Raw genomic sequence first — 15,002 nt, forward strand, 5'->3', positions numbered from 1 at the left:
AGGCTTCAGGACGATGGCGCGACACAGGCACAAGAAGCGAACGCCGGGAAGGGGCGGCCGAACCAATGGGAACGGACGTCGTCCGGCAAACGGGACGGCGGTGATCCTCGCGCGCCGACGGCGAGCCCGGCAGCGCCATCCTGTGGTCAATACACTCCTCCGTATCGCTGCGGTACTCGGGATGACGCTCGCCTTATTGGCATTTGTCGGTGCTGGGGTCGCCGCGGCAGCTGGTTATCTTGGTTGGTCTGCTTTGACCGCAGATCTTCCCTCCCCCGACCGCTTTGAGGCACTGGAGTTCCAGACCACGAAGATCTACGATCGCAACTGGGTACTCCTCAGCGAGGTGACCGACCCCGCGACTGGTTGGCGGACCGCCATTAGCTATGAGGAACTGATGGATCACATCCGCCAACAGCGGAACGATCCGAACAAACCACATCGTGCTTGGATTGTCGATGCGACTATTGCCGCGGAAGACCAGACGTTCTGGACGAACCCAGGAGTGGAGCCCCGCGCGATCCTGCGCAGTCTTATCTTCAACCTCAGCGGCGAGAGCACCAGCGGCGCGTCGACGATCACCCAGCAGCTTGTGCGCATGCTGTATCCCGAGACAATCGGCACTGAGCGCACGTATCGCCGCAAGATCCGTGAGGCGATTATGGCCATCCGCTTCACGCAGCGCTACTCAAAGCAAGAGATCCTCATGATGTACCTCAATAACGTTTATTATGGGAACCGTGCATATGGGATCGACGCGGCGGCACAAGCCTACTTCAATAAGTTTGCCTGGGAACTCTCGCTCGCCGAGGCCTCGATGCTGGCTGGTCTCCCCCAGGCCCCGAGTGTCTATGACCCCACGAAGAATTTCGAGCTCGCCAAGGCACGCCAGCGCTATGTCTTGGACCGTATGGTTGAGCTCGGCATGATCACGCGCGCCGAAGCGGATCAAGCCTTTGCGGAGCCGCTCTACCCACAAAGCCGCGAGGGGCGTTACAACAAGGCCCCCCACTTTGTCAACTTCGTCCTGGACTATTTGGAGACGAAATACGGGCCCGCGGCAGTCTATCGCGGCGGCCTCATGGTACGTACAACCCTTGATCTGTCCGCTCAGCAGGCGGCCGAAGAGATTGTCAAGCGTCGCGTCCAGCAGCTCGCTCCCTACCGTGTGGATAATGGCGCTCTTGTGGCGATGCTTCCCTGGAGCGGTGAGATTATCGCTATGGTTGGCAGCGCCGACTTCTATGACGACACGATCGATGGCCAATTCAACGTGACCACGGCTGAGCGTCAACCAGGATCTGCAATCAAGCCGATCACCTACCTTGCGGCCTTCGAGAAGGCTGGCTGGTATCCAGGAACCGTCGTCTTCGACTACGCCAAGGTTTGGAACATCCCTGGTTTCGGCAGATACGAACCGAAGAATGCCACTGGTCAACATTTCGGCGCGATCACCGTGCGGGAGGCACTTGCCAACTCGCTGAATATTCCCGCCTTGCAGGCAATTGAGGTTGTCGGTGTCCCAGCCATGATTGACATGGCACACCGGCTGGGTATCAAGACCGGGTTCTGGCGCGACCCGAGCTACTATGGCCTCTCAATTACGCTCGGTGGCGGTGAAGTTTCACTCCTCGAACTGACGAACGCCTATGCAACGATCGCGAATAACGGGAAATACGTGCCCTACAATCCCATCCTGGAAATCATTGCACCAGGCAATAACCGCATCTACCAGCTTGACCGTGCAAGAACGCTCGAGCAAGCTCCCCAGGTGGTTCGTCCGGAGTACGCCTATCTCATCACGGACATTCTCTCCGATAATAAAGCGCGCGCCATAATCTTCGGCCTCAATAACCCGCTCGTCCTCCCCGAACTCGACAATCGACCCGTCGCGGCCAAGACGGGTACGAGCGAGGACGCACGGGACCTCTGGACGGTCGGCTACACGACTGACATCGTCGTCGGCGTGTGGGTGGGGAGAACCGATAACCAGCCAACCCGAGGACTCGACGGAATTTCCAGCGCGGCGTTGATCTGGCACGACTTCATGGTGAAAATTCATCAACACCCGCAACTTGCGAAAACCCTCCTCGGTCCGGATGGACAACCGATTCCGGTCGAGTTTCAACGTCCGCCGGGCATCGTGGAGGTTCAGGTTTGCGCAGCAACCGGTAAACGCCCGATTCGTGGAGCGAGGACTGTCACAGAGCTGAGTGTGCGAGATGGGCCGCCACGACTCCGCTGCAATCAGGCCTCCGAGTATGAGCTGCGCGAGCTCCGCGCAGCCCTCGCGACCCCGAAGGGCATGACAGGACGCGGCTTAAGTTCGCTTCAGGCTTATGCAGCGATGGTGGGGGTGGGGCCACGCATCGAGATTCTGCAGCCGACCCCAACCCCAGTAACGGGTGAGTCGAACAGTCCAGCAGAAGGGACCGGAACCCCAAGCTTCTATCCGACATCACCTGGTCCGGGTTCGTCTCCCCCTGCTCCAGCCCCTCCAACGCTCCCAGGAAAGCCTCCCAGTTCAGCGAACCCGTAACGCGCATGCGTTCACCCGCGACTTTCACCGACAGCAATTGCGCTCACCCTGCACGCTCTCCGGCCGTTTTGTACACGGCCAGGGCGCGATCGTGGGATCGCTTCAAGAACTGGGAAGAGCAACCGTGCGCGCTGACCACCGCTAGGAATGCTGCGCAACCTCCCTGGTCGTGCTATCCTTCACAAACGGACGGGGAGGGGTAGACGAGAGCGAGGTGCATCGGTGTCGCTCGTCGATTACGCAGTCATCGGGTTGCTCGTTCTCACTAGTACAGTGATGGGGACGGTCCTTATCCTCGTTGGTCACTTTGTTCGGCCGCGCAAGCCGACGCCAGCCAAGCTCCAACCGTATGAATCGGGAGTCCCGGATGTAAACCCACCCCGCGGCCGCATCACGCCACGCTTCTATCTTGTGGCCCTCCTCTTTGTGGTCTTTGACGTCGAAGCGATCTTCATTTATCCCTGGGCGGTCGCCTTCGACGCATTGGCGCTTTATGGCTTTCTCCAAGCCGCGCTGTTCGTTGGGATCCTGCTCATTGGGCTCCTCTACGAATGGCGGAAAGGAGCCCTGGAATGGGTATGAGCACGGTACAGAGTCACCCCAACATCATCACCACCACGGCAGACTGGGTCTTCAGCTGGGCTCGGCGCTCTAGCCTCTGGTGGCTTCAGTTTGGACTTGCTTGCTGTGCCATTGAGATGATCAGCTCGGCCATGCCACGCTTCGACCTCGCCGAGCGCTTTGGCATGCTCTACCGTGCCTCTCCGCGCCAAGCTGACCTCATGATTGTGGCCGGCACGGTGACGAAGAAGATGGCACCGGTCGTGCGCCAGCTCTATGACCAGATGGCCGATCCGAAGTGGGTGATCAGTATGGGGAGCTGCGCCAACGTCGGTGGGCCATTCGATACCTACGCGGTTGTGCAAGGTGTGGACCAGGTCATCCCGGTCGATATCTATGTTCCCGGTTGTCCACCCGTCCCGGAAGCACTCTACTATGGCGTTCTGGAGCTACAGAACCGCATTATCCGCTATGAGCGGCTGAAGCAGCGGTACGGGCTCGAAGCTGCAGAGGCGGACCGCCAAGAGCAGCGTGAGGCTGCCCGCGCTGCACTCGGCCCACGCTCGTCGGGAGCGCGATGATGAGCGAGCCGCGACCGGTCCCAGCGCCGACGGCGACAAGTCCGTGGGACACGACCGGATACTGGGGGCCAACCGACCCTGAGCAGCACCCCGCGGTCCGTCTGATTCGCGAGCGCTTTCCGGACGCCCTCCGCGAGGCGACCGTCTTCCGTGACGAGATGACGATCCGCGTCGATCGACGCGCTTTGCGTGACGTTGTCGAGTTCCTTCGGACACATCCGGAGCTCCGCTACAACCACCTGACCGACATCACCGCGGTTGATATGCTCTACCTGCGTGAGCGACCACGCTTCGATGTCGTCGTCCAGCTCTACTCGATTCCACGTCGTCAGCGACTGCGGGTGAAATGCGGCGTCGACGACGGAGAGACAGTTCCCTCCCTCGTGCCAATCTTTGCTGGAGCCAATTGGCTCGAGCGCGAGTGTTACGACATGTTCGGCATCATCTTCGAAGGACATCCGGATCTTCGCCGTATCCTCCTGCCCGAGGATTGGGATGAGGGCCATCCCTTACGCAAGGACTATCCGTTGCGCGGGTACCGCGACTATGTTCAGCCCGGCTTTGAATCGCCCGCACCGCGGATCCGCGGCACGCTGCGGAGGCCAGGGCCATGATCGACTTTTCACAGTCCACGCCGGTTATCCTGAGCGAAGTCCGGCAGCTCACTCCGACACGACGTGAGCTTGTTCTCAACATGGGGCCACAACATCCGAGTACGCACGGGGTGCTGCGCATCCGCCTCACTCTCGAGGGTGAGACGGTGATCGCCTGCGACCCCGTCATTGGCTACCTGCACCGTGGAGTCGAGAAGCTCGGCGAGTCACACCGCTACGCCCAGTTTGTGCCATGGACAGACCGAACGGATTACGTCGCTGCGCCCTCAAACAACCTCGGATACGTGCTCGCCGTCGAGAAGCTCTGTGGTATCCAAGCTCCGGAGCGTGCGCAATACTGGCGGATGATCATGGCCGAGCTCACACGCTTAGCCTCGCACCTCGTCTGGCTCGGCACGCATGCGCTCGATATCGGCGCTCTTTCCGTTTCCCTGTACACGTTCCGTGACCGTGAACTGATCCTCGACATCTTCGAGAAGTTCTGTGGTGCGCGACTGACAACCAATATGATGGAGATTGGCGGGTTCTCGCGGGAGATCCCGCCGGAGCTCCCCGAGATGGTGCGGGAGTTCTGTCGTTACTTTCCCAAGGCGATTCAGCAGTACGAGGATCTATTAACGGAGAATCCGATCTGGCTCGCCCGCACCAAGGGGGTCGGGATCATCGAGCCAGACGTTGCCATCAACTATGGCCTGACCGGTGCCTGCCTTCGCGGCTCTGGCGTCAACTATGACGTCCGCAAGGCGATGCCGTATCTCCTTTACGACCGCGTCGAGTTCGATGTTCCCCTGGGCACACACGGTGACGTCTATGACAGGTACCTCGTACGCATCGAGGAGATGCGCCAGTCGATTCGCATTATTGAGCAGTGCCTCGAGCAGGTACCGACCGATGGACCGCTCATGGCCTACGAGTCGCAGTACGTCATCCCACCGCACAAGAACGTGATGACGACGGCCGAGGACATGCAGCGGCATTTTATCTGGGTGATTAAGGGATTTAGCCCCCCGAAGGGCGAGGTCTATCACGCGGTTGAGCACTCGAAGGGGGAGCTCGGCTATTACATCGTCAGCGATGGGAGCCCGATCCCCTATCGTCTGCGTATTCGGAGCCCGGATTTCGTCAATCTCCAGTCGCTCCCGTATATGGCGCAGGGCGCGATGCTTGCCGACATTGTCGCTCTCATCGGAACGATTGACATCGTGCTCGGATCGGTCGACCGCTGACGGTGGGAGACGGGTGAGGCGACGGAAGCGATGGACTGGCAGCGACTGCTGGTGAGCTATTTTGTGGGCTTTGTACTGCTGAACGTGCTGCTCGGCCTTATGGCTTACATGACGTGGTTTGAGCGGCGCGTCCTGGCACGGATGCAACATCGGGTCGGGCCGAACCGCACTGGCCCGTTCGGCCTCTTGCAACCGATTGCCGACGGGATCAAGCTTCTCGCCAAAGAGGATATCGTCCCGGCCAACGCCGATCGGCTGGTCTTCCTGGTGGCACCGCTTCTCTCGTTCGCACTTGCACCTCTTGGTGCTGCGGTCATTCCCTTCGGCGAGAGCCTGCACTTGTTCGGCCTTGAGATTCCTCTGCTCGTGGCGGACATCAATGTTGCAGTGCTCTACGTGCTCGCGCTCGGCTCGATCGGCGTCTACGGCATCATTCTTGGCGGCTATGCGTCTGGCAACCGCTACTCTCTGCTTGGGGCTCTGCGCTCAACGGCGCAGGTTATTAGCTATGAGCTTGTCCTCGGGCTCTCACTGGTCGGCGTCTTCATCCTCGCCGGATCGTTCAGCCTCCAGGACATCCTGCGCGAACAGCAGCGGGTACTCGTGATCGGCCCGCTCACCTTGCCAAATTGGTATATCCTCTCCCAGCCGCTCGCCTTCGCGTTATTCCTCATCGCAGCAGTGGCCGAGACGAATCGCGCACCTTTCGACCTCCCGGAAGCTGAGACTGAGCTTGTGGCTGGATACTTCACCGAATACTCTGGCTTCCGCTTTTCTTTCTACTTTTTGGCCGAATACATTAACATGATCGTTGTCTCGCTCCTGGCAGGAACGCTGTTCGTGGGCGGCATTGACGGGCCATTCGCTGACGGTGTCTGGTGGCTTGCACTCAAAGCGCTGTTTTTCCTGTTCTTCTATGTCTGGCTTCGGGCAACCCTACCGCGATTCCGGTATGACCAACTGATGGGGCTCGCCTGGAAGGTGTTGTTGCCTCTCGCACTCCTCAACATCGGGCTGACTGGACTCGTGCGCCTCTGGGGAATTGGGGCACTGTGACGCAAGGGGAGAGGAAGAATCGGGCATGTCGCTGCAAGTGCTGATCTTCTCCCTACTCGCCTGCGTGAGCATTCTTGGTGCCCTTGGTGTGGTGATCGCGCGCAATCCGGTACACAGCGCCATCGGGCTCGTACTGTCGTTTCTGAACGTCGCCGCGATCTATCTCATCGCGCGGGCTGAGTTCTTAGCCGTGGTGCAGGTGATCGTCTATGCCGGCGCAGTGATCGTTCTCGTCGTCTTCGTGACGATGCTCGTTCATCCTGATGACCTCCCAGAGTTCCATGGGCGTCGCCCGCTCCGCATCGTGACCGGCCTTGTCCTCGGAGTGGCCTTGCTGCTCGAAGTGGCCGCGGCCGTCCTCACACGCAGCCTCTCCGGCGCTCCCGGCCCCTGGACCGACGAGGCAGTGGCAGCAGTTGGGGGAAACACTCAGGCGTTAGGGCAGACGCTCTACTCGGACTATATGCTGGCGATTCAGCTCACCGCGCTGCTGCTCCTCGCGGCAACCATCGGCGCGATCGTTCTGGCACGACCAGAGGCGGTCAGCGAGCGCGTCGCAGCAGCACGACGGACGCTGACGATCTCGCTCGCTCACCCGCGCGGCCTCGACCAGCCGGAGCGCCCGCCTGCATTGCCGCGACCTTCTGACGGACAGGTCAAGCCGGCAGGCAGTGGCCGGCCAATTGTCTTGGCACGTTCGGCCAATGAGTTCACCGAGCAACCTGCCTGGGGAGAGTGGAGGACGCCATGACTGAACTTTCGGCGACGCACTTTCTCCTCTTGAGTGCGGCGCTCTTCATCATCGGCATGGTCGGTGTCCTGACCCGGCGCAACATCTTGGTCATTTTCATGTGCATTGAGCTCATGTTGAATGCGGTTAACGTGAGCTTGATCGGCTTTGCGTGGGAACTTCATCAACTGACCGGCCAGGTTTTTGCGCTCTTCGTCATCGCCATCGCGGCGGCTGAAGCAGTCGTCGGGCTTGGGATCGTGATGGCACTCACCCGCCGAGCCGATACGGTCGACATCGACGAACTCCGCCAGCTCCGCGAATGAACGGGGAGAAGCGATGGAACGGACAGTCGACTGGCTTGTCGTGATTCCGCTCGCACCACTGCTGGCGGCGGTAATCAACTTCTTGTTCGGGAAATGGTGGATCCGCCATCGCGCGCATTGGATTGCAGTGCCAGCGGTCGGAGTCTCGTTCCTGACCAGCATCGTTGCGGCGTGGACAGTGCTCAGCCGCCATGAACGCCTGCATCAGCCGTTGTACACCTGGATCAGAGCGGGTGAATTTCACGTGCCGGTGGAGTTGGTCGCCGACCAACTGACGGTGGTGATGCTTCTCGTTGTCACTGGCGTGAGCTTCCTTGTTCACGTCTACTCAATCGGCTACATGCACCATGACCCCGGCTACTATCGCTTCTTTGCCTGGCTGCCGCTCTTCGTCTTCTCGATGGTGATGCTCGTCCTGGCAAATAACTTTCTCGTGCTCTTCGTCTTCTGGGAGGCGGTTGGGCTGTGCTCGTATCTCCTCATCGGGTTCTGGTTCCGTCGCCGCTCGGCAGCGGAAGCAGCAAAGAAGGCGTTCGTCGTCAACCGTATCGGTGACTTTGGTTTTGCACTCGGTATCATGTTGCTCTTCACTAGTCTCCGCACGCTTGATTACCACGCGGTCTTTGAGGCCATACCACAGCTCAGCTCCGGCACCGTGACGGCGATCGCTCTTCTCCTCTTCACCGGTGCGATCGGCAAGTCCGCGCAACTGCCGCTCTTTGTATGGCTTCCAGACGCTATGGAGGGACCGACCCCGGTTTCGGCCCTGATCCACGCAGCAACGATGGTGACCGCCGGCATCTTCATGGTTGCCCGAGCGCATCCGATCTTCCTTGCCTCACCGATCGCTCTGTGGGTTGTCGCAGTGATCGGCGCACTCACCGCCTTTGTGGCCGCAACAATTGCGACGACGCAGTTCGACATAAAACGCGTGGTGGCCTACTCCACTGTGAGTCAGCTTGGGTATATGGCACTCGCACTCGGAGTTGGGGCGTGGATCCCCGCCATGTTTCACCTTCTCACGCATGCCTTCTTCAAGGCCCTCCTCTTCCTCGGTTCGGGCGCGGTGATGCACGCCATGCACGACGAGCTTGATATGCGCCGCATGGGCGGGCTCAAGCGCTGGATGCCACTCACGTACTGGACGTTTGTGATCGGCGCTGCCGCTAACGCCGGCATTGTGCCACTTGCTGGTTTTTGGAGCAAAGACGAAATCCTCGTCGGCGCATGGGTCGGGGGTGCACCGCTGCTCGCACTCGTCGGACTGGTAGCTGCTTTCTTCACGGCGCTCTATATGTTCCGCGCTGTCTTTCTCACCTTCCACGGCCAGCCACGCTTCGATCCACACGAACTCCATCCACACGATCCGCCGGCAACGATGGCGGTGCCGCTCGTGATCCTGGCAATCGGCGCAGCAGTCACTGGATTTCTTGGCGTCCCTCCCGAAACTGGCTGGATTCACCACGCCCTTGAGCCGGTCTTCGAGAGTGCCACACATCACAAAGTCTCACTCAGCTTGACGCTCGGTATGGCTCTCGCCTCGACACTCGTCGCGCTTGCCGGTCTTTGGACGGCTCATGCGGCCTACGTCCGTGGGACAATCTCACCTGCTGCGGTGGCGGAGCGCCTTGGTCCGCTGTATCGACTGGCTGCCAACGGGTGGTATTTTGACGTCTTCTACCAGCGGTCTGTTGTCCGACCGCTCGATGCCGCAGCGAATTGGCTGTGGCGCACGGTCGACGTCGGCATCATCGACGGTGCAGTGAACGGCTCAGCTCGCATCGTCGCTTTGACAGCACAGATGTGGCGACGCCTCCAAACGGGGCTGGTGGCCAACTATGCGTTGGCGATCGCCCTCGGCACGGTCTTGCTGGTCGGGATATATCTGGCTTTCGGCAGTACGCTCTTCCGTTGAACGCTGGCGCAGGGGAGTGAGCGGTGGAACGGTTGCCGATCTTAAGTCTGATCACCTTCAGCCCGCTTGTCGGGGCAGTCATTCTCTTCCTGTGGGGGAATGCCTCGGCACGAGCTGTGCGCTGGATTGCGCTCGTTGCAAGCGGAGTATCCTTTGCCCTTTCGCTGGCAATGCTCCTTCGTTTCGACCCCGGCCGAGCCGGCATGCAATTCACAGAGAGTTTCGAATGGTTACCGGAGCTCGGCATCGCCTACCGGCTGGGGGTGGACGGGATTAGCGCACCGCTGGTCGGACTTACCACGCTCCTCACCCTCATCGCTGTCATCGCCTCCTGGGATCCAATCCGTCATCGCGTCCGCGAGTACTATATAACGCTCTTGCTCCTGGCAACCGGCATGCTGGGGGTCTTTGTCAGTCTTGATCTTTTCCTCTTCTACGTTTTCTGGGAGATCGTGCTGATCCCTATGGCGCTCATCATTGGGATTTGGGGTAGCGCCAACCGTGTCTACGCCGCGGTGAAGTTCTTCCTGTACACGCTGGCCGGAAGCCTTCTGATGCTGGTGGGGATCGTTGCTCTCTACCAGGAGTACTTCCAGCAGACCGGCATCCGCACACTGGATGTCCTGGAACTCGCCCAGGGCACCTACAGTTCGACCTTCCAGTTCTGGACGTTCCTCGCCTTCTTTCTCGCCTTCGCAATCAAGGTCCCTATGTGGCCGTTCCATACCTGGCTTCCTGATGCCCACGTCGAGGCTCCGACTGCAGGCTCCGTGATCCTGGCCGGGGTACTTCTCAAAATGGGGGGGTACGGATTCCTCCGCTTCAACTTGCCGCTCTTCCCAGAAGCGACGCAGCGCTGGGCCCCGGCCATCGTCGTGCTTTCGGTGATCGCCATCCTTTATGGTGCACTCATGGCGCTCGTCCAGCGCGACTTCAAGAAGCTCGTGGCATATTCCTCCGTCAGTCATATGGGCTTTGTGACGCTCGGCATCTTCGCACTGAACCAGCAGGGACTCAGTGGCGCCATGGTGGTCATGCTCAGCCATGGCTTTGTGACCAGCGCGCTTTTCCTTCTCGTCGGCGTACTGTACGAGCGGGCGCACACCCGTGAACTCGCCGCATTTGGTGGCCTTGCCCGCAACATGCCGATTTTCGCGGCATTTTTCGGGTTCTTTGCCCTCGCCTCTCTCGGTCTTCCCGGCCTCAGCGGTTTCGTCGGTGAGTTCCTCACACTTCTGGGAGGTTTCCGCAGCTACCGCTGGGCTGGCGTGCTCGGAACGGTGGTCGTTATCCTCGCCGCCTGGTACATGCTCCGGGTGTATCAGCGTGTCGCACTCGTCCGGGCTCCTGGTGAACCACCTGATCCAGACGACCCAGAACTCCGCATGGCCATCACCCAGGGTGTCCCACCGGTCGCTGGTGGCGGTGACACGGACCAGCATACGCCCGATCCGCGCACGTTCCCAGATGTGACCTGGCGCGAAGCACTGACGCTCGCGCCCCTGGCACTGCTCACGCTCTGGATAGGCGTCTACCCGCTGCCAGTGCTCGACATGATCGAGCTTTCGGTACGCGCGATCCTCGCCGCCGTAACCGGCGAGAGCATGTGAGGGGAGATCGACGATGCCGTTGCGCCTCGTCGCACCCGAGTGGTCATTGCTCGTCCCACCATTAATCGTCCTTGGCACGATCGTCCTTCTGCTTGCCATTGATGCCGTGAGCGAGCGTGCGGCTCGCAAGACAGCGCTTCCACTCGCGCTGGTTGGCCAGCTCCTCGCACTCGTCTCTTTGGCGACCGTTGATTGGGGGCAGGGAGCCACCACGTTCGGTGTCAGCTATCGTGCCGACTGGTTCGCGCTGGTTGTTTCGCTCATCGCACTCGTCTCGGGGATCCTCTCTGTCCTTGTCTCGGCCGGATACACCGAGTCTGGACTCGAGCCTGGTGTCGGCCTCGCTGAATATCTCGCCTTGCTGCTCTTCTCTGTCTTCGGAACGATGGTCGTGGGCGCCGCTGGTGACTTGATCGTCCTCCTGCTTGGCCTCGAGATGAGCGCCGTTGCCGTCTACGCCCTCACTGCCTTCGCGCGGCGACGCCTGACCAGCGTCGAAGGAGCGCTCAAGTACTTCCTGTTGGGTGCCTTCGCCAGTGCCATCCTCATTTATGGCATGGCCTGGGTCTACGGACTAACTGGCAGCATCGTACTCAGCGATATTGCCCACACGCTGCGGACGGTTGTCACGCCTGGCCAGCCACTCGATCCCGCGCTCCTGCTTGCGCTGCTGCTCCTGGCAGTTGGGTTGGGCTTCAAGATCGCGGCCGTCCCGTTCCACATGTGGACGCCAGACGCGTATCAGGGTGCGCCGACTCCCGTCTCCGCCTACATGTCGGTTGTCCCCAAGGTCGCTGGCTTCGCCGCTGTGGCACGGGTTCTGGTTCAAGCACTGCAGCCATTGAGCGACCAGTGGGCAGGGCTCCTTGGGATTCTCGCCCTCATCACCATGGTGTACGGCAATGTCGTGGCTATCGCTCAGCGCGACCTCAAGCGGATGCTTGGGTATTCAGCTATTGGCCACACCGGCTATATGTTGGCCGGCCTTGCAGCCTTCACCAACGGACTCGCAGGCGACCGTAGTGTGGGTAGTGTTCTCTTCTATCTTTTTGCGTATGCCTTTATGAACATCGGCGCTTTCGGCGTCATTGCCTGGCTTCAAGAGCGCGGGCTGGGAACGACGCTCGACGACGTTGCTGGCCTCGCAGGACGGGCCCCACTCGCAGCACTCACCATGGCGATCTTCATGCTTTCGTTGATGGGGATGCCTCCGCTGCTCGGGTTCTATGCGAAGTACTACGTGATCCTCGCACTGATTGAAGCTGGGCAGCTCTGGCTCGCTGTCGCTATCGTTGTGATGAGCGCTGTGTCTGCCTTCTTTTATCTGCGTGTCGTCACTCAGATGTACTTCCAGGAACCGGGGGGCACCTGGCGCCCGGTCCGAACTCCGCTGCTCGGGCTTGGGCTCACCCTCATGGCCGTCGCAACCCTTGCGCTGGGCCTGGTTTCCGGCCCAATCCTCGAGTTGGCACAACACTGGCCGGCCGCGCTCACCTGAGATGGTAGCAGCCCGTTCGGGGGCATGATGAGCTGGGCAATTGAACCTTATCGGGACGAAGATGCAACTGCCATCGCCAAACTCTGGAACGAGGAGTTCGGGAATCATCTACCGCTCTCGCCTGAACTCCTGCTCCAGCGTTGGCGGCCAGCTCCGCGTGAACCGGCAGCAGGATGGGTCGCACGCCAAGGCGAGCGTGTTGTTGGAGCTCTCCTTGTGCGGCTCCCCTCACTTGCCTGGTTCCCACAGGGCGTCGGATTCGTCACCTTCTTCGTCGTTGCCCGGTCCGTGCGTGGCCAAGGCATTGGCCGCACGCTCCTTGCCCAGGCAACTGCTCACGCCAGGGCACACGGGTACCATGCGCTCGTCTTTGGTGGAGGACCAGGCCACCTTGTCCCTGGTATTCCCACCACAGCGCCACTTGCTACTTGGCAGTTCCTGGGACGAGCAGGCGCATTCCCGCGCGAAGTTTTCCATGACCTTCTTGTCGATCTCACATTACCCTCTCTCGTCATCAACTGGCCGGAGGGCGTCACTCTTGAACCAGCACCTCGCGACGAGATGCTCTCTTTCCTGGCCCGAGAATTCCCTGGTGAGTGGGAAATTGACGTCACCGAGGCCTACGAGGCGGGCGCGACTGTTCTCGGACTACGTCGCAACCACGAACTCATCGGATTCGCCGCAACCCATCATCCCGGCCAGTGGCCACCTCCGCCAAGCCTTTTCTGGGCCCAAGCCTTGCCGGGCGCAGTCGCTGGTCTTGGTCCGCTCGGCATTGCCGCCGCGCATCGCAAACAAGGGTTCGGCCTGGCTATGGTGCGTGGAGCACTTGAGCAGCTGCGCCGGACTGGCGCACGCTGGGTCGTGATCGACTGGACCGAGCTCGCCACCTTCTACGGTCGCGCTGGTGCTCACGTGTGGCGCACCTATCAGATGGCTACGCTGCCAATTGCCTAAGAGCCTCTCCAGGCGGAGCAAGTTCCTGACTGATACCTGACCGCAGGAGCGCGAGTACCTCATGAGACACCCACGTCTCATTTTGAAACCTGGTCACGATCGTCCAGTGCGTCGCCACCACCCCTGGATCTTCTCCGGCGCGGTCGCTGAGCTGGAAGGACGCATCGAGGACGGCGAAATCATCGATGTCTATAGCAGCGACCGCGAATGGCTCGCTCGCGGATACCTCAACCGCCGTTCCCAGATCATCGTCCGGCTCCTCACCTGGAACCCTGAGGAAGCGATCGACGAGTCGTTCTGGGAACGCCGCATCGACCGCGCACTCGCCGCACGGCACCTCCTGAGACTCGACGAGATCACCGACGCCTACCGACTTGTCTATGCTGAGAGTGATTGGATCCCAGGCCTCCTCGTCGACCGCTACAGAGACTTTCTCGTCATCCAGTCGCTGACACTCGGCATCGAGCGGCGCAAGGAACTCCTGGTGCGCATCCTCACCGAGCGCTGCCGCCCCACTGGGATCTACGAGCGCAGTGATCTGGATGTGCGGGCGAAGGAGGGGTTACCCCCTGCGGATGGTGTACGCCATGGGGAGATACCGCCGGAACGAATCGTCATCCGGGAGCATGGGTACCTGTTCCGCGTCGACATCCGGCACGGGCAAAAGACTGGCTTCTACCTCGACCAACGCGAGAACCGGCGGCGCGTTGCTCCCTATCTTGCGGGGGCACGAGTACTGAACGCGTTTTCCTATACCGGTGCCTTCGCAGTGTACGCACTCGCCGCCGGTGCGGAATCTGTGGTGAATCTGGATACGTCTGCCGAGGCACTCGCCGATGCGGCCGCCAATGTGCAGCTCAATGGCTTCCCTGCCAGTCGCTTCGAGAACGTCGAAGGCGATGCCTTTCGGGTTCTCCGCCAGTTCCGTGCCAGTGGGCGCCGCTTCCAGGCTGTGATCCTCGATCCACCCAAATTTGCCTTTGTGCAAGCGCATCTGGAACGCGCGGCACGCGGCTACAAAGACATCAACTTGCAGGCACTTCACCTTCTCGAGTCAGGCGGAATTCTCGTCACGTTCTCCTGTTCAGGCCTGGTCTCCGCGGATCTCTTCCAGAAGATCGTCTTCGCTGCCGCCGAGGATGCTGACCGTGAGGTCCAGATTCTCGAGCGTCTGGGACAAGCCCCTGACCATCCAGTCCGTCTGTCGTTCCCCGAAGGCGAGTATCTCAAAGGACTCATCTGCCGCGTCTGGTGAAGGAACGCGCCTGTGCGCGATCACCGCTCGGCAATCCCTTCGCGGGGTCTTCCTCACCGATGATCCCCAAAGCTCAATCGCGCCACCCCCTCGATCCTGGCCTAAATCACCGACGACAGTCCTCCGGCTCGAAG

Annotated in this window: 13 protein-coding genes; all 13 read left to right on the top strand. The window is 60.6% G+C overall.

Annotated features, from left to right (window positions below; translation table 11 throughout):
- The first annotated feature begins 13 nt into the window (after positions 1–13).
- Entirely contained in the window at positions 14–2,539 is a 2,526-nt protein-coding gene (locus NET03_RS02490) for a transglycosylase domain-containing protein (RefSeq protein WP_252127308.1), read from the top strand.
- A 222-nt stretch (positions 2,540–2,761) separates the two neighbouring features.
- Positions 2,762–3,121 carry an NADH-quinone oxidoreductase subunit A gene (locus tag NET03_RS02495; protein ID WP_252127309.1) on the top strand — a complete coding sequence of 120 codons (360 nt, stop codon included), beginning with the start codon at positions 2,762–2,764 and terminating at the stop codon, positions 3,119–3,121.
- Complete coding sequence (locus tag NET03_RS02500; RefSeq protein ID WP_353655747.1) at positions 3,112–3,681, top strand: NuoB/complex I 20 kDa subunit family protein; 570 nt, start codon at positions 3,112–3,114, stop codon at positions 3,679–3,681. Before NET03_RS02495 ends, NET03_RS02500 begins: the two co-directional genes overlap by 10 nt.
- Entirely contained in the window at positions 3,681–4,295 is a 615-nt protein-coding gene (locus tag NET03_RS02505; RefSeq protein WP_286207030.1) for an NADH-quinone oxidoreductase subunit C, read from the top strand. Before NET03_RS02500 ends, NET03_RS02505 begins: the two co-directional genes overlap by 1 nt.
- The gene (gene nuoD / locus NET03_RS02510; protein ID WP_252127310.1) at positions 4,292–5,521 is read left to right on the top strand and encodes an NADH dehydrogenase (quinone) subunit D; all 1,230 of its coding nucleotides are present in this window, start codon (positions 4,292–4,294) and stop codon (positions 5,519–5,521) included. Before NET03_RS02505 ends, nuoD begins: the two co-directional genes overlap by 4 nt.
- A gap of 30 nt (positions 5,522–5,551) precedes the next feature.
- On the top strand, positions 5,552–6,577 hold the full coding sequence (nuoH, locus tag NET03_RS02515) for an NADH-quinone oxidoreductase subunit NuoH (RefSeq protein WP_252127311.1): 1,026 nt from the start codon (positions 5,552–5,554) through the stop codon (positions 6,575–6,577).
- A gap of 25 nt (positions 6,578–6,602) precedes the next feature.
- A complete protein-coding gene (locus tag NET03_RS02520; protein WP_252127312.1) occupies positions 6,603–7,328 on the top strand; it encodes an NADH-quinone oxidoreductase subunit J family protein in 726 nt (241 codons plus the stop codon).
- On the top strand, positions 7,325–7,633 hold the full coding sequence (gene nuoK / locus NET03_RS02525) for an NADH-quinone oxidoreductase subunit NuoK (protein ID WP_252127313.1): 309 nt from the start codon (positions 7,325–7,327) through the stop codon (positions 7,631–7,633). The genes NET03_RS02520 and nuoK overlap by 4 nt, the downstream gene beginning before the upstream one ends.
- Positions 7,634–7,646: 13 nt before the next feature.
- Complete coding sequence (gene nuoL / locus NET03_RS02530; protein WP_252127314.1) at positions 7,647–9,548, top strand: NADH-quinone oxidoreductase subunit L; 1,902 nt, start codon at positions 7,647–7,649, stop codon at positions 9,546–9,548.
- Between the two features lie 23 nt (positions 9,549–9,571).
- On the top strand, positions 9,572–11,158 hold the full coding sequence (locus NET03_RS02535; protein WP_252127315.1) for a complex I subunit 4 family protein: 1,587 nt from the start codon (positions 9,572–9,574) through the stop codon (positions 11,156–11,158).
- Between the two features lie 13 nt (positions 11,159–11,171).
- Positions 11,172–12,656, top strand: coding sequence for an NADH-quinone oxidoreductase subunit N (locus NET03_RS02540; protein ID WP_252127316.1), 1,485 nt, complete (start codon positions 11,172–11,174; stop codon positions 12,654–12,656).
- Between the two features lie 27 nt (positions 12,657–12,683).
- The gene (locus tag NET03_RS02545) at positions 12,684–13,613 is read left to right on the top strand and encodes a GNAT family N-acetyltransferase (RefSeq protein ID WP_252127317.1); all 930 of its coding nucleotides are present in this window, start codon (positions 12,684–12,686) and stop codon (positions 13,611–13,613) included.
- 61 nt (positions 13,614–13,674) lie between these two features.
- Entirely contained in the window at positions 13,675–14,868 is a 1,194-nt protein-coding gene (locus tag NET03_RS02550; protein ID WP_252127318.1) for a class I SAM-dependent rRNA methyltransferase, read from the top strand.
- The last annotated feature ends 134 nt before the right edge of the window (positions 14,869–15,002 follow it).

Source organism: Thermomicrobium sp. CFH 73360 (assembly GCF_023806465.1).
In the GTDB taxonomy this organism is placed as follows: Bacteria; Chloroflexota; Chloroflexia; order Thermomicrobiales; family Thermomicrobiaceae; genus Thermomicrobium.